Raw genomic sequence first — 16,702 nt, 5'->3', positions numbered from 1 at the left:
CTCGCACCCGTCATCAGGAGTGATGATCGACCTTGATGGTGGGATCGGTACCGCCGACCAGTGACTTGATCATGTCGTTGTTCCAGGTCACGCCCTCCAGCTGGATGTGAACATCCGCCTTGCCGATGTCCGCCGCCGAGTTGAACTGGCCGGTGGTGCTGACTTCAACGGTGGTGTTCTTGCCGTCGTTGGTGATCTGCAGGAACTTGGAGATGGCGTCGGAGTTGCCGTCTTCACCTTGCAGCAGGTCACTGAGGTCCAGCTTGTCGTTACCGGTGTGGGTCCCGCCCGCGGCTGGCTTGAAGTCCTTGATCACGTCCGAACCGGTGTCGCCCTGCTTCCACACGAAGGTGTTATTGCCCGCGCCGCCGATGAGGATGTCGTTGCCCTTGCCGCCGATCAGCGTGTCGTTGCCACCCTGGCCGAACAGGATGTCGTTGCCGTTGCCACCGATCAAGGTGTCGTTGCCGCCTGGCTGAGCGCTGGCGTCGGACGTCTTGACCATGGCGGTGACCGCGTCCATGTGTTCGTTCACAAACTGGTGCAGCGCCTGGTCGTCGATCAGCGTTACGTCTTTGTGCAAGGTGTCGGCCGCGAACGCCTTGAGCGCGGCAGTGCCGTCCTTGTTGCCGTAGTTGATCAAGTCACCAAATATAATGTCGTTGCCGTCATTGCCCATCAGGGTGTCATCGCCCGGCGCGACCAGGGTCGAGGTGCTGAGGATGGTCTTGGCCAGATCGTTCGAATCAATGCCCGCCTGCGAGTGGTGGTCAGTGTCGTAGCGGTCCAGCGTGGCCGTGCCGACGCCACCATTGATGCCGATGGCTTCGACAGCGGTGTGCGACTGCGACACCAGCGTATCGAACGCGGCCTTGGATTCAGCCGTGATGGTCTCGCTGGACTGACCGTAGCCGGCAATCTGGCCGTTGGCGTCCAGGTAGTAGTTCGGTTTGCCGTCGGTGATGAAGTACGTCAGGTTCTGCGCGCCGGCATTGGCGGTGGCCGCGGCGCTGTGGAACCAAGTGTTGGTGTTGTTGAACACCGCCTCATAGTTGGTGTTGCCGCCGATGGTCATGGACGTCAGGACTTTCGTCAGGTCGCTCAATGCCGTTGCGGACGACAGGTCAACGCTCTTGGACTGGTGCGTGGTGGTGTCGAAGTCCACCAGGTACAGCATGACCTTGCCGGCGTTCTCCGCCGAGGCCGATTGCTGCAACTGGCTGAACACGCTTTTCAGCTGAGCGACGGTGTTTTCCAGGCTGCCTTTCATGCTGCCCGAGGTGTCCACCATGAAGGCGATGTTGTAGTTCTGACCCGCCACCAGTTTGATTGCGCTGACGTCGCCGACGATGATGTCGTTGGTCGCCGTGCCGGTGTAGGTGTTGTCGCCTGCAGCGGTGTCGGTGGCTTTGTACGTGCCCGCATCAACGGTGACATTGATGGTTTTGGTGGTCACGGCCACGTCGTTGTTCGAGTTCTCGGTGGCCGTCGCGGTGACAGTCAGGGCGAACTTGCCGTTGTAATAATCCGGCGTCTTGATCGTCAGGGTGGTCAGGTCGAGCCCGCGAACGTCCAGCGCAGTGCTGGTGTCGCCGGTGTTCGTGACGGTATGACCCGCGGCATCGCTCAACACCGAACCTTTCGGCGCGCCGGAAACGGTGGTGACGTGGGTTTCCGAGTCGTTGTCGGTGTAGCCCACGTTGACCGCGCTGAGCTTGATCGGGCTGTTTTCCACGCCGTGATTGAGCGCGTAACCGGCGTAGTAACCTTCGCCGCTGACACCGTTCACTTCATTCAGACCCGAGACGCTCAGGCCGGACGCCTTCAGGTCATCGACCGAGGTGTAGAGCAGCGCGTTGGTGCCGTTGAGCGCCAATGTGGTGCCGTCCACGTTCAGGGTCAGGTTATAGCTGCCTGGACCGTTCTGGTTGTAGTGGTAGATATCCAGCGTGTAGAAACCGGAAGCCGTCGGGGTATAACCGGTCGAGTTCACGGTGCCGCTGGCCTGGTTCCACTGCGCGGTGGCAACCGTCTTGCCGCCCACAGTGATCAACAGGCTGTCGTCGGCAGTGCCGCCGAAGTTGTAAGTCTTGCCGGCTTCCATGTAGATCAGGCAGGACAGTTTGGTGCCGGTGCCCTGAACCACGCTGCTGTCGACAGCCGATGTCGCGATGCCGTGGGTGGTCGCGGCGGTCGCGGTGTTGAAGCCCGCCTTGATGGTCGCCTCGTTGGCGCCACCGCCGCCGGTGCCCATGTTGGTCAGCGTGCCGACCCACACATCCTTGACCAGACCGGTCGAGGTGACGGCGCTGGTGCCCAGGTTGATAGTCGGTACGTCGGCCACTGGCGTGATGTCGATTTTCATCGTCGACACAGCGCCCTCCATTGTCCCGGCCACTGGCACGAAGCTCAGTTGCGCGTAGTCGGCGTGCATGTTGCCCATGCCGGATGCGCTGTAGGAGCTGTCGCCGGAGTCATTGGCTGCCGGTGTGAATTTCACGCCGCCGTCCGCGATGAACTGCTTGGTGAACTCTTGACCCGCGGTCACGGCTTTCCACACAGCGCCGTCTTTGTATTCCAGGGTGCCGAGGGTCGGTACGGCGGTGATCTTCACGCTCGTCGCAATGCTGGTGTTAAGCGGCGTGGCGACGCCGAAGCTGTTCCACGACAGCACCATCGCCTGATCTTCAGCGCCGGTTTGTGTACTGCCGGCTGCGGTTGGCAGGGAGGTGTCAACGATGGTGGTGGTGATGCTGTCGGTACCGATCGCCAGTTGCTCGAAGTTACCGCCGGTGGCCGAGACCACTTGCACGGTGAAGCTTTCGGCGCCTTCTACCGCGTTGTCGGTGAGCGTCTGGATGTTGAAGGTCGCGTCGTTACTACCTTTGGCAATCGTCACCTCAGTCACACCGGTGAAGTCGCTGCCGTCTTTGGCAACGCCGGAGTAGCTGAGCTTGACCACCACGTCGGTCTGGCCGGGGTTGTCCAGGTGCAACGCGTAGCTGGCGCTGGCGCCTTCGCTGACCGACGACTGACCCGTGATGCTGAGCGTGGTGGTGTCGACCGTGTCATCGATGCGCGTAGTCGCGAGCGAGTGGTCCACTGTCAGCCCAGCTGTGACGCCAACGGTCGCTTCCTTGATCGAGTGGCCCATGTCGCTGGCGTTTTTGTAGACGTCATTGGCTGGGGTGGCGACGTTGACTGTGCCGGACGTGTTGCCTTTGGCGATGGTCAGGGTCTGGTCGTTGTCCAGCTTGACGGTGATGTCCGAAGTCGCCGCCACGGCGTTACCAGAGCTGTCAGTCAGCGTCACGGTGTATTGAGCCGGGCTGCCTTCCAGGCTGGTTGCTGCCGCCGACAGTACCAGCGTGGTAACTGGCACGACGTGAACGGTGAGGTCCAGGCTGCTGCTGTTTGGCGCGGCATTGCCATCCTGCGTGGTGACCGTGACGGTCAGCGGGATGTCGCCGGTCATTTTGGCCGGTGCCGTGAACGCCAGCTTGCTGGTGTCCCAGCCGGTGATGTCGAACGCGCGGCCCGCTTCGGCAGCGGTGATGGTGTGGGTGTTCGCGCCGTCGGTGATCACCGAGCCTGTCGGCAGGCCATTGAGGCTCAACCGCAGCGACGCGTTTTCCGAACCGTCGGTGTCGGTAGCCGAAGCGACGATGTTCGACAGCCCGATCGGTTGACCTTCCAGCCCGGTGTTGGCGGTCTGGGTGATGGAGATGTTGTCCATCAGGCCGCCGAATGAGTTGCTGTCGGCTGCTTTGAATTCCAGGCGCGCAGTGCCGTCCGTGGTGACCGGCACCTGGAAGGTGTAGTTCTGCAGGCCGGTTTGCGACGCGCTCAATGTGCCGATCAGCACGCCGCCCCAGGTGACGTTGATGACCGAGTTGGCCTCAGCGCCGGCACGTGGCGAGTAATCCAGGCTGATGGTGTATGTCGCGCCGGCCTTGGCCGGAATGTCGGTGTACAGGTTGGCGATATCGCCGGCGTCGCGTTCAAGCTCCACGACGTGATTGTTGCTGGCCGCGTTGGGGTCATCGACGCCGTAGACGATGGCGTTGCCGATCTCGACGCGATCACCGCTGTTGTCGGTGTGCCACAGGCCGCCGCCCATTTCGGTGGTGCCCACGATGCCAGACAGTGTCACGACCGTGGCCGAGTTTTCGAAATTGATGCTGCGGCTGAAGTTGTCGTCGACCACGGTGATGCTTGGCTTGTCAGTGACTGGCGCCACGGTGACGACGCCGGCTGCTGGGGTCGCGCTGGACACGCCCTGGTTGTCGACTGCTGTGTAGCTGAATGACGTATCGCCGCTCCAGTCCGCATCGGGCTTGAAGTACACGGTCGCCGTGTTGCCGGATGCCTGAATGTCGCTGGCGCTGGTCAGTTCCTGGGTGCCGGCGGCGTCACTGTAGAACGTGCCGTGGGCAGCCATGTCCACCAGGTTGAAATGGTCAACGGTGCCGTCGACATCGTTGCCTCTGAGGACCACGGCAATCGCCGCATCGTCTTCGTTGCCTTCGCCGCGAACAGCCACGACGGTCGGGACGTCGTTGACCGCGGTGACGTCGATCTGACCGCTGTAGACGACGGTCAGGTTAGTCGTGCCATTGGCATCGGCGTCGGTGACTTCGATGGTCACGCCGCGCGGGTCAGTGCCCGGATTATCGCTGCTGTTCTGGTACTTGATCGAGTTGATCACGGTTTCGTATTGAGCGATGGAGGCCACGCCGCTCAACTGGATGATCATGTTGCCGTTGGCGTCGTTGCTCACTGTGTACGTGATGCCAGGCACGGCGGTGCCTTCGTTGCCGCCTTTGTAGAACTCGGAAACGATGAGGTCGTCAGCCTGAATGCCGCTCAGGGTGATTTTCACACCGCTCAGGTTGGCACTGTCGATGTCAGTGATCGTCAGGCCATTGACGATCGGCGTGGCCGCACCGTTTTCGGTGTACTCAGCGCCGCCGAAATTCAGGATTGGCGCGTCGTTGACAGGGCTCACAGTCACCACCAGGGTCTGCGAGGTGGACGCCGTCGGGCCGGTGCTTTCGGTGGCGATCGCCGTCACGGTCAGATCGATCACGCCGTTGAAGTCTTTCGGCGGGGTGATGGTCAGCTTGCTCAGGTCCCAGCCGTTGATGATGACGGTGCCGTCACCGCCGACGATGGAGGTGTAGCTGTGGAAGCCGTCCGTCAGCACGGCGCCCAGTGGGATATTGCCGACCTGGGTGGTCAGGCGCTCCGAGCCGTCGGTATCGACCAGCGCAGAATTGAGGGTCAGCGCGATGGCGCTGTCTTCCGGGCCTTGTGCGGCAGTGACCACTACGGTTGGCGCATCGGCAACGGCGCCCACTTGCACGTTGAAGCTCAGCTCGCGGCTGACAGGTGCAGCGTCGCCGTCCTGCGCCGTGGCGATCACGGTCAGGGGCACGGTGCCGCTGAAGTTGGTCGGCGCGGTGAACTTGAGGTTGCTCAGGTTCCAGTCGGTGATGTCGGTCGACGTGGTGCCGGCGCCGGCGGTGAAGGTGCGGGTGCCGTCAGTCAGCGTACTGCCGACCGGCAGGCCGTTCAGGGTCAACACCAGGGTTTCGGAACCGTCGATGTCGGTGGCCCGGGCCTGGATCGGCGCCAGCAGGATCGCGTTGTCTTCCAGGCCGCTGTTCAGGGTCTGGGTGACGCTGATGTTGTTGATCACGCCGCCGAAGGAGTTGCTGTCCCCGGCCACGAATTCCAGCTTGGCCGAACCGTCGGTGGTGACCGGCACGCTGAAGGTGTAGGTCTTCATGCCGGTCTGGCTGGCGTTGAGCGTCCCGACCAGAGCGCCGCCGAAGTACACATTAATGAGCGAGTTGCTTTCTGCACCCTGACGCGGCGAGTAGTCCACGGCGATGGTGTAGGTCGCGCCCGCTTTGGCATCGATGTTGGTGTACAGGTTGGCCGGATCGCCTGCGTCGCGCTCGAGCTCGATCACCTGGCTGTTGCGGTCTGTGACGGCCACGCCATAGGTGCCGGGATCGCGGATTTCGAGGATGTCGTAGGTGTTGTCGGTGTGCCACGCGCCGCTGCCGATATCGCCGGCAACCGTGGTGGTGGAACCGTTGGCCGTGAGCGAAGCCACGGTGGTGTTGGCGCCCAGGGACAACTCAGGGATGTCGGTGACCGGCGCGACCACGATGCTGCCAGTGGCGTTGCCAATGCTGACCAGGCCTTGGCTGTCGACGGCGTTGTAGGTGAACTGAGTGCTGCCGCTCCAGTCCGGGTCCGGCTTGAAGTAGATGGTCGCGGTGTTGCCCGACGCACTGATGTCACTGAGGTTGGTCAGCGCAATGGTGCCCGCAGCGTCGCTGTAGAACGTGCCGTGCTGGGCCATGTCGACCAGATTGAAGTGGTCGACGGTGCCATCGATGTCGCCACCGTTCAGCACCACAGCCAGGGTGGTGTCTTCGTCGCCGCGCGCGGAGGTGTTGTCGGCGGTCGGTGCGTCGTTGACCGGGGTCACGGTGACCGGCGTACTCACCGGCGCCGAATCCAGCTGACCGTCGTTGACGACCACGGTGATGTTGCGTGGCAGGGTGCCCGGGTTTTCGCTGCTGTTGGCGTAGGTGATCGAGTTGATCAGCGCCTGGTAGTCGGCTTTGGACGCTTCGCCCGTCAGGGTCAATACGATATTGCCGCCGACCTGGGTGGTGGTGACGGTGATGTTGGCGTTCGGCGTACCGACCACCAGGCTGTCGCCGGGCTGCACACCGTCGAGGGTGACCGTGCCGCTTTGCAGCGTGTCGTTGTCGACGTCAGCCAGGGTCACTTTGCCGTCCAGCGAAACGCCGGCCTGGCCTTCGGTGAAGGACACGCCGCCGTCGATGATGGCGGTCGGCGCATCGTTGACCGGGGTGACACTGACCACGGCATTGACCGGCACGGAATCGTTCTGGCCATCGTTGACGGTGATCGTGATGTTGCGGTCGACCGCGCTTGGGTCTTCGCTGTTGTTGCTGAAGGTGATCGATTTGATCACGGCTTCATAAGCGGCGGCGCTGGCGGCGCCGGTCAGGGTCACGACCAGCGCGCCATTGACGGTCGCGGTGGTGACCGTGATGGCCGGGTTGGTGCTGCCCACCACTAGGCTGTCGCTGGCCTGCGGGTTGCCCAGCGTGACGGTCGCGCCGACCAGGGTCGGGCTGTCCACGTCGCTGATGCGCAAATCGCCCACGATGGCGACGCCTTGATCACCCTCGGTGAAGGTGGTCGCAAAGTTCGCGCCGGTGGTGCCATTGTCCAGATCCACCACCGGCAACGCGTCGTTGTCGATGATCGTGGTAGTGACACTGCCTTGGGTGTCGCTGACGACGACGTTCTCGAAGTTGCCGCCGGTGATCGCACCGATCTGCACGGTGACGTTTTCAACGCCCTCGGGAATGGTGTCGTTCAGGGTGCGGATATCGAATGTCACGCTGCTCGAGTTGGCCGGCACGGTGACGCTGACCACTCGGCTGTAATCGCTGCCGTCGGTGGCAGTGCCGCTGTAGATCAGGTTGAGGGTGACGTCGGTCTGCGCCGGGTTGCTCAGGGTGATGGTGTAGGTCGCTGTTTCGCCTTCGGTCACCGAAGTGCTGCCGGTGATGCTGGCGACGGTGGTGTCGATGGAGTCGGTGATCTGGGTAACGGCCGGCGTCGGGTCAACTGTGACCACGATGCCCGAACCACCCGTGGTGCCGGTGATGGTGGTCGCGATCTGACTTGGGTCGATGTACGGCGTGTTAATGCTTGCGAACGGCACGGACACGGAACCGGTGGTGGTGCCGCCCGCGATGACGATGCTCTGGCCGTTGGACAGGGTCACGGTCAGGTCGGTCTGTGGTGCCTGGGTAACAGTGGCGGTATAGACCAGGGTGCCGCCGTTTTCGGTCAGCGTCGGGGTGGCGGTGAGGCTCAGGTTCGAAGCGACCAGCGGCGCTGTCGGCGTGCCTGGCGCAGCGGCGTCGAGCAGGCCGGCAATGCCCGCGTCTTGGCGCACGATGAACGTCGGGGTCGTGCCAGGGCCGGTTGTCGGGAAGCCGATGGTCGGATCCACGACGCCTGCAGTCTCGCTCAGCAAGACAAAGCTGTGGCCGCCACCGGCGTCACCACCTGCGCCCGGAGCAGTCTGGCCGGCGGCCGTAGCTTCCAGGTCTTTGGTGGGGTCAGCGCCCGCGGCGATGGCTTGTTGCAGCTCGGCCACGGACGGGGCCGCTTGTGCAGTGGCCTCCGACAGATTGACCGTGGACGTCGGTGCATCCGAGCTCCACTGGCTGTCACGGCCCATGTCCAGGGTGCGGCCATCAGGCAGTTCGAGCGTGACCGCTCCGCCCGGGCCAGTCAGCACCTGTTCACCGGCGAACAGCCGGTCCCCCTCGATCAGTATGCGGCGAATGCCTTCCGGGGAAACTGCGACTACTTGGCCAACAATGCTTTTGACGATGGCAACAACACTGCTCATTGGGGGAACTCTCCGGGTTTACCGTTCAGGGGGTATCCATAATGCCGACCGGCTTTTCTATACGCCGCTTCATACTGGAGTACGATTTTTTGCACGATTAATTGGCGCCAAATAAATAACTGGCTAATTTTTCTAAAAATTAATGTTTTGGCGTCAATTTAGTGCGATTGATTACTGCTCAGGAATTAACTTTTGCCAAACTATTGACCTATTCGGCGACATCCTAAACAATCGCCTCCGTAATGTCACATTGATATTTAATGGAATCGCGTCTTTCTGCTGTGTGATCCCAAGTCTCATTCAGAACTCTTCGACAACGGTCCATTCAATAGCCATTTTTTATGATGCGGCGGGATTTCTGCTGCGTTTAGAACACGATCGTTCTCGGGACCTACTCTCATGCGTGCGCACATCTTTATCGCTATTCCATTCGCTCTTACCGCTGGTCTGGCCCATGCAGACAGTCTGCAGAAAGCCATGCAGCAAGCGTTGGACGTTCACCCTGAGGTTCAAGCTGGCGTTAATGCGCGCATTGCTCAGGACTACGCGGTTCGTGCTGCCAAGGGCGGTTACCTGCCACGCGTCGACGTGACCGCAGGCTACGGCCGTGCCGGTTCCGACACGCCCAGCACCCGCGCCACTACGGGTGATCACGACTATCAGACCCTGAACCGAGGCGAGTCGGCCATCCGCCTGCAGCAGATGCTGTTCGACGGCTTTCAGACGTCCAACGAAGTAGCTCGCCAGCAAGCCACCGCCAACTCGCGTGGTTATGCCCTGCTTAATACTTCCGAACGTACCGGGTTGATGGTTGCCCAGGTTTACTTGGATGTATTAACGCAACGCGAAATGGTTCGCCTGGCTGAAGAGAATTTGAAAAGCCACGAAAGAATTTACGATCAGATTAAACTTCGAACGAGCCGTGGTGTCGGCCGAATGGCAGACATGGATCAGGCCGATGCACGTCTGGCTCAAGCACAAAACAACTTGATGACCGAGAAGACTAATCTGGCCGACGCTCAAACTAATTACTTGAGTGCCGTTGGTCAGATGCCTGACTTGTTGGAAGCGCCTTCGCCCGTTACGGCCATGATGCCGGCCACGTTGCAGGAAGCGCGCCAGCAGATGCTGGAAAACAGTCCGGTACTGCGTTCCGCCGAAGCGGATATTGCCGCCGCCGAAAAGCAGTACACCTCCGCTCAGTCTTCGTACTACCCACGCTTTGATGCCGAACTGGGCCGTAATGCCGACAACAACGTCGGCGGCGACGAAGGCCACAACAATGGCTGGGAAGCGATGGTGCGCATGCGCTTCAACCTGTACTCGGGCGGTAGCACTAAGGCTGACCTGCAGTCCAAGTCCTACCTGGCTTCCCAGGCGCTGGACATCCGCAACAACGCCTTGCGTCAGTTGAACGAAGAACTGGGCCTGGCCTGGAACGCCTACAACAACGCCAACTCGCAAATCCCGATTGCCCAGCAGTACGTGGATCGCACCACCAGCGTTCGTACTTCGTACCAGCAGCAGTTCAGCCTGGGCGAACGTACCATGCTCGACTTGCTGGACAGCGAAAATGAGCTGTTCACCGCTTCGCAGCGTCTGGTGCAGTTGCAGAACCTCAAGCAGTACAGCCAGTACCGCATCAAGGCGGACATGGGCGTTCTGCTGAAAAGTCAGGGTGTTGTCGCGCCGATGGCATCGGTTGTGCAGAACGATTCGAAACCGACAGTGCAACTGCCGGGCATGAACTGATTTTTGACGCAATCAGGTTTTTAAACAGCTAGCAAAAAATAGAGAGTGTCAGCGTGGATTTGGAATTACCTTCGGTTCAACTGGGCCACGATCCTCGCGGCCAGCACGATGATCCGTTACTCGATGGCCTGCTGACACTCTGCGCCCTGCATCACAAGCCTGCCAGTCGGGCCATGCTGACCACCGGTCTGCCATTGCCCGATCAGCGCTTGAGCGCCGACTTACTGCCGCGTGCTGCGGCGCGAGCCGGTTTGCAGGGGCGTCTGCTGCAACGAAAACTCGAACACATTCCCTCGATTGCCCTGCCTGCGTTGTTGATGCTCAAGGACGGCCGAAGCGCCGTGCTGTTGGGCTGGGATAATGACAGCGCACGGTTGCTGCTGAGCGAAAGCGACGGCGGCGAAGTGGTGGTGGCCCGCGAAGTGCTGGCCAACGATTACAACGGACGGGTGTTCTTCGCCCAGCCGCAACATAAATTTGACGTGACCAAAGGCTCGCTGATTCCTCGCGCGAAGTCCTGGTTCAAAGACACCCTCAAACGCTCGCGCTGGCTGTACGCCGACGCGATCGCTGCAAGCCTGGTGATCAACCTGATTGCCCTGGCTGCGCCCCTGTTCGTCATGAACGTCTACGACCGCGTGGTACCCAATCAAGCCACTGCCACCTTGTGGGTGCTGGCGGCGGGCATCTGCGGCGCCTATTTGTTCGACCTCTTGCTCAAGGGCCTGCGCAGTCTGTGCCTGGACCTGGCGGGCAAGAAAACCGACCTGATCATTTCCGCGACCCTGTTTGAACGCATCGTCGGCATGGCCATGAAATACCGGCCGGCGCGGGTGGGCAGCTTCGCGCAGAACATCCACGAGTTTCAGGGCATGCGCGACTTTTTGACGTCGCTCACCCTGACCAGCCTGATCGATCTGCCGTTCACCCTGATCATTTTGCTGGTGATCGCGCTGTTGGGCGGCCACCTGGTGTGGATTCCGATCATTGCCTTCCCGCTGGCGCTGGGCATCGGCCACTTCCTGCAGAAACCCCTGACCGCCACCCTTGAGCGCACCATGGCCCTCGGCGCCGAGCGTCAGTCCAGCCTGATCGAAACCCTCGCCGGGCTCGATGCCGTGAAGGTCAACAACGCCGAGAGCGAGCGTCAGTACCAGTGGGAACAGACCATCGGTACGCTTAGCCGTCTGGAGCTGCGGGTCAAAATTCTGTCTGGCCTGGCGATGAACATCACGTTGCTCATCCAGCAACTGGCTGGCGTGGCGATGATCTGTTTCGGCGTTTACCAAATCATCGACGGCAACCTGAGCATGGGCGGCCTGGTCGCGTGTTACATGCTCAGCGGTCGTGCGTTGGGCCCGTTGGCTCAGCTGTCCGGTCTGCTGACCCGTTATCAGCAAGCCAAAGTGACCATGGTGTCCGTGGATCAGATGATGGAGCTGCCCCAGGAGCGCAATTTCGACGAGCGCCCCCTGAGCCGTCAGGTCCTGCAAGGCGCCATGGAATTTCGCGGCCTTGATTTCACCTATCCCAACCAGCAGACACTGGCGCTCAAGGGCATCAGCCTGGTGGTTCGTCCCGGCGAGAAGATCGGCATCATCGGTCGCAGTGGTTCGGGCAAGAGTTCGTTGGCCAAATTGCTGGTGGGTCTGTATCAGCCGGACGCCGGTTCGTTGCTGGTGGACGGCGTGGACATCCGCCAGATCGATGTGAGCGAGCTGCGCCATAACATTGGCTACGTCGCCCAGGACATTCAGTTGCTGGCCGGCACCTTGCGCGACAACCTGGTCTCCGGCGCGCGCTACGTGGACGATGAAATGGTCCTGCAAGCCGCCGAACTGGCGGGCGTCCACGAGTTCGCCCGGCTGCACCCCCAGGGCTACGAGCTGCAAGTGGGCGAGCGGGGGCAGAACCTGTCCGGCGGCCAGCGGCAGAACGTCGCCCTGGCGCGTGCATTGCTGCTCGATCCTCCCATTCTCCTGCTGGACGAACCGACCAGCGCCATGGACAACACCGGTGAAGAACGCCTCAAGCAGCGCCTGCAAGCGGTCATCGAGACCAAGACAGTGATCCTTGTCACTCACCGGGCATCGCTGCTCAGTCTGGTTGATCGTTTGATCGTGATCGACCGTGGTCAGATTCTCGCCGACGGCCCGAAAGCCGCCGTCATGGAAGCGTTGAAGAAGGGGCAGATCAGTGTTGCTTAAGTCAGGTCAAGGGCAGTCCGGCGGCGGGATTCTTCGCTACTTTCGCGGCACCTCGTCCCTCGAAGGGCCACCGATGCCCGAAGTCGAGAAGGCATTGGTGGATGACGCTCCGCGTATCGTGCGGCTGACCATCTGGGCCGTGATTCTGTTTTTTGCCTTTTTGATCATCTGGGCCAACTACGCCGTCATCGACGAAGTGACCAAGGGTGAGGGCAAGGCGATTCCGTCGACCAAGATCCAGAAAATCCAGAACCTTGAGGGCGGTATCGTCGCTGAGATCTACGTCCACGACGGGCAGATCGTCGAAGCCGGTGCGCCGCTGATTCGCCTGGATGACACGCGTTTTGCCTCCAACGTCGGTGAGACCGAGGCCGACCGGGTGTCGATGGAACTGCGCGTTGAGCGCCTGAGCGCCGAAGTGGATAACCGTCCGCTGAACATCTCGGCCGAAGCCCGCAAGAGCGCGCCGAACCAGGCGGCCAACGAAGAATCGCTGTATCAGAGCCGTCGTCAGCAACTGGCCGATGAACTGGGTGGTTTGCAGCAGCAACTGATCCAGCGTCAACAGGAACTGCGCGAGTTTGCCTCCAAGCAGGAGCAATACCGCAACAGCCTGGGCCTGCTGCGCCAGGAAATCGGCATGTCCGAGCCGCTGGTCAAGCAGGGCGCGGTGTCGCCGGTCGAAGTGCTGCGCCTGAAACGTTCGGAAGTGGAAACACGCGGTCAGCTCGACGGTACTACGTTGGCCATTCCGCGTGCCCAGGCCGCGATCAATGAAGTGCAACGCAAAGTCGACGAGACACGCGGCAAGTTCCGCAGTGACGCCCTTACTCAGCTGAACGAAGCCCGGACCAACCTGAGCAAGGCCCAGTCCACCGCCAAGGGTCTGGAAGACCGGGTCAACCGCACCATGGTGACCTCGCCGGTACGGGGTATCGTCAAGCAGATGCTGGTCAATACTGTCGGCGGCGTCATCCAGCCGGGCAGCGACATCGCGGAAATCGTGCCGCTGGACGACACGTTGCTGGTGGAAGCGCGCATTCGGCCGCAGGACATTGCGTTTCTGCACCCGGGCCAGGAGGCGATGATCAAATTCTCTGCCTACGACTACACCATCTACGGTGGCCTCAAAGGCAAGCTGGAACAGATCGGCGCTGACACCATCCAGGACGAAGAAAAGAAGAACACTTTCTACGTGATCAAACTGCGCACCGACCGCAGCCACCTGGGCACCGACGAGCACCCGCTGCTGATCATCCCCGGCATGGTCGCCACCGTCGACATCATCACCGGCAAGAAAAGCGTGTTGAGCTACTTGCTCAAACCCGTGCTCAAAGCCCGGGCCGAGGCGCTGCACGAGCGTTGATGGTTGTAGCTGTAAGGTTGACCGAATACTTGTGGCGGCCTGTTTCAGCTCAAGTTGGGGGCAAGCGCAAAATCCCATGGGAGCGGACCGGGCGGCGCTCCGTCTGTCCGCGAAGACTGAGTATTAGGTGACAGAGATGCATCCACTGTACCGACCTCTTCGCGGTCAGGTCCGCTCCCACAGGGTAGGCGTTAGCAAGCTCACACCCAAATGGCATCCCACAGTGAGTAATCACCGACCCGCCGCACCAAACCCGCCCGCACCGGGTTATTGACGGTGTACCTGGCGAGTTTCACTAAATCATCTTCTGCTCTGAGCGCCTTATCGTGATAGCCGGATTGCCACACCGGCTCAGTGATTGATCGGTGGCGGTTGATAGTTCTTGAACTGCAAGCTTTGACTCGCTGAATCAAGCCATCAAGTGTCCCTGCCTTTAACTCAAACAGCCAATGCAAGTGGTCCGGCATCACCACCCAAGCCAGCGAGTTCGCAAACCCCTGCTCCTCCGCGCGCCGCAATTCACGTACGAGCAATCGACCTGCTGTGAAGTCACGAAAAATCGGGGTCCGGTTTCGTGTGTTTGAAGTCACCAGATAGGTCTGCCCCAAACAGGAATACCGCCCGGTGCGCAATCGACATGATGCGGCGTAATCAGACATCCTTGTTCTCCGTGTCTACGTAAGCAATGACGCTAGCCACGCAAGGGCAACAGCGCATGCCAGAAAAGCCTCAACATATTTCCTGGCTCATAGACCTTCAGCGCAAACCCAAGACCATGGGAGCGGACCTGTCCGCGAAAACTGAGTCATGAGCGACAGGGATTGACTGGCTGCATCGGTCTCTTCGCGGACAGGTCCGCTCCCACCGGGGAAATATGTTTCAGCCAGGATTTGGGACTGAGCAGGAAGTATGCGGACTGTGTTTCAGCTTGAATTTTCAGGTCGGTCACATAACCCGTGGGAGCGGACCTGTCCGCGAAGGCTGAGTCATGGGCGACAGAGATGGACTGGCTGCATCGGCCTCTTCGCGGACAGGTCCGCTCCCACGGGGAAAGTGTTCCAGCTCTAGTTCCGGGTCCAGTAGCGAGGCTGTGGTGGCCGCCGCTCAGCCGAGTGTTTGGATCTGACACCGAACCTGTGGGAGCGGACCTGTCCGCGAAGGCTGAGTCATGGGCGATAGAGATGCATCGGCTGTACCAACCATTTCGCGGACAAACCCGCTGCCACAAAGGCGTGTCACCCGACAGTTCGGGTGTTCAGGCAGCGTGCGGTTTCGCTAGCTCGACACAGCGCGCAGGGCGGCTGGCTTGACGTGTGATTCAGCGGGCTCGAGGCGTCGATGCAGTGTTTCGGGAACGAATTCGTGCACTGGGCGCCCCATCAAGGCGTCGACGATTCGCGCACAGGCGCGGCCGTCGCCATAGGGGTTGGCCGCGCGGGAAGCGCTGCGGTACAGGTGTTCGTCGTCAAACAGGGCGCAGACCCCGCGCACGATTGCGTTCGAATCAGTACCGACCAGCCGCACCGTGCCCGCCGCCACAGCCTCAGGCCGCTCGGTGACATCACGCGTCACCAGCACCGGTTTGCCCAGCGATGGCGCTTGTTCCTGTACGCCGCCGGAGTCGGTGAGGATCACGTGGGCCCGCTGCATCAAGCGCACGAAGGACAGGTAATCCAGCGGTTTGATCAGGTGCACGTTGGGCAAATCACCCAGCAGTTCAGCGACGGGACTTGGCACATCGGGATTCACAGGCACCGGGTAGGCAATCTGCATGTCGTTACGCTGAGCCAGCAGGCGCAAGGCCTTGCAGATATTCAGGAAGCCATCGCCGATATGTTCCCGGCGATGCCCGGTGACCAGCAGCGTCTTGCGCTCAGGCACCAGAAAGCTGAACTGACGGTCCAGGGCCACACGCAGCGTTTGATTGCTGTCGATGCGTTGCGCCGTCATCTGCAGCGCATCGATCACGGTATTGCCGGTGACGAATGACACGCCCTGCAGGCGTTCGCCGAGCACGTTGCGTCGGGACTCGGCCGTGGGCGTGAACAGCTGGTCCGACACCAGATCGATGCTGCGGCGGTTCATTTCTTCCGGCCACGGCTGATGGATGTCACCGGTGCGCAGGCCCGCTTCCACATGCCCGATCGGGATTCGACGGTGAAACGCCGACATGGCCGCAACCATCGCCGAGGTGGTGTCGCCGTGGACCAGCACTTTGTCGGGTTGCATCTCTTCCAGGACCGGGTCGATGGCGGCGTACAACGCAGCCGTCAGCGAGTTCAGGGTTTGCCCTGGGCGCATGACATCCAGGCTGTAGTCCGCCTTCAGATCGAACATGTCCAGCACCTGTTGCAGCATGCTTTGCTGGGGGCCGGTTATGCAGATACGCGAGTCGATGCCCGGCTCCTGCGCCAGCGCTTTGACCAGCGGCGCCATCTTGATCGCTTCCGGTGCGGTACCAAAAATTGACAGGATCTTGATGCTGGCGTCGCGTTCGATCATTGATTTCCTCCCGCGCTAACAAGCGCCGCACAGCAGATCACATGAGGGCTCAATACCTTCAGATGACTAATGAGTTTGGTGTGTATATCGGGCGGGGAAAATCGGAATGGAGATTCGATGTTCACTTCACTGTGAGATGGCACTGTGCCCAAGCGTCCAAGTATTAACGCAATGAAGTTTCAATGCAAAAGGTTTTTACATGGCTTTTTGCTAGCGATGGCTGGCGAAACTTTAAAGTAGGAATGGGGTCGGTCACGTTAATGAGAATAACGTCACACTTTGCCGGTGCAGGAAAGTGTCGGGCAGGGGGTAAGGTCGATTTTATCCATTTAATTCAATGGCTTACCGCTCTCAGGCACGCAGAAAACGACCGCTGGGAATGGATAAAAGTTC

The 16,702-nt window shown here is 60.7% G+C and carries 6 protein-coding genes; 3 read left to right on the top strand and 3 right to left on the bottom strand.

Translation table 11 applies throughout. The features are described from left to right. Positions 1–13 precede the first annotated feature (13 nt). Complete coding sequence (locus ABQX22_RS14860) at positions 14–8,482, bottom strand: retention module-containing protein (protein WP_349800620.1); 8,469 nt, start codon at positions 8,480–8,482, stop codon at positions 14–16. A 399-nt stretch (positions 8,483–8,881) separates the two neighbouring features. Here ABQX22_RS14860 and ABQX22_RS14855 point away from each other — a divergent pair, with 399 nt between their 5' ends. Genes ABQX22_RS14855 through ABQX22_RS14845 form a run of 3 tightly spaced genes read left to right on the top strand, consistent with a single transcriptional unit; the run spans position 8,882 to position 13,807 of the window. Next, a complete protein-coding gene (locus ABQX22_RS14855; protein WP_349800619.1) occupies positions 8,882–10,234 on the top strand; it encodes a TolC family outer membrane protein in 1,353 nt (450 codons plus the stop codon). A 53-nt stretch (positions 10,235–10,287) separates the two neighbouring features. Further along, complete coding sequence (locus ABQX22_RS14850; RefSeq protein WP_349800618.1) at positions 10,288–12,441, top strand: type I secretion system permease/ATPase; 2,154 nt, start codon at positions 10,288–10,290, stop codon at positions 12,439–12,441. Beyond that, positions 12,431–13,807 carry an HlyD family type I secretion periplasmic adaptor subunit gene (locus ABQX22_RS14845; RefSeq protein WP_349800617.1) on the top strand — a complete coding sequence of 459 codons (1,377 nt, stop codon included), beginning with the start codon at positions 12,431–12,433 and terminating at the stop codon, positions 13,805–13,807. The genes ABQX22_RS14850 and ABQX22_RS14845 overlap by 11 nt, the downstream gene beginning before the upstream one ends. Before the next feature lie 200 nt (positions 13,808–14,007). On the opposite strand, the gene ABQX22_RS14840 is transcribed toward ABQX22_RS14845, so the two are convergent. Together ABQX22_RS14840 and wecB are read right to left on the bottom strand one after the other, a co-directional pair. Further along, positions 14,008–14,466 (bottom strand): REP-associated tyrosine transposase, encoded by a 459-nt coding sequence (locus ABQX22_RS14840; RefSeq protein ID WP_349800616.1) that lies wholly within the window; start codon positions 14,464–14,466, stop codon positions 14,008–14,010. Positions 14,467–15,082: 616 nt separating this feature from the next. Beyond that, positions 15,083–16,288, bottom strand: a complete 1,206-nt coding sequence (gene wecB / locus ABQX22_RS14835) for a non-hydrolyzing UDP-N-acetylglucosamine 2-epimerase (RefSeq protein WP_349800771.1) — start codon at positions 16,286–16,288, stop codon at positions 15,083–15,085. Positions 16,289–16,702: the final 414 nt, after the last annotated feature.

It is taken from the genome of Xanthomonas sp. WHRI 1810A (genome assembly GCF_040202885.1).
In the GTDB taxonomy this organism is placed as follows: domain Bacteria; phylum Pseudomonadota; class Gammaproteobacteria; order Pseudomonadales; family Pseudomonadaceae; genus Aquipseudomonas.
The sequence above is the reverse complement of the archived record's forward strand: the minus strand, read 5'-3'. Positions and strand labels throughout refer to the sequence as shown.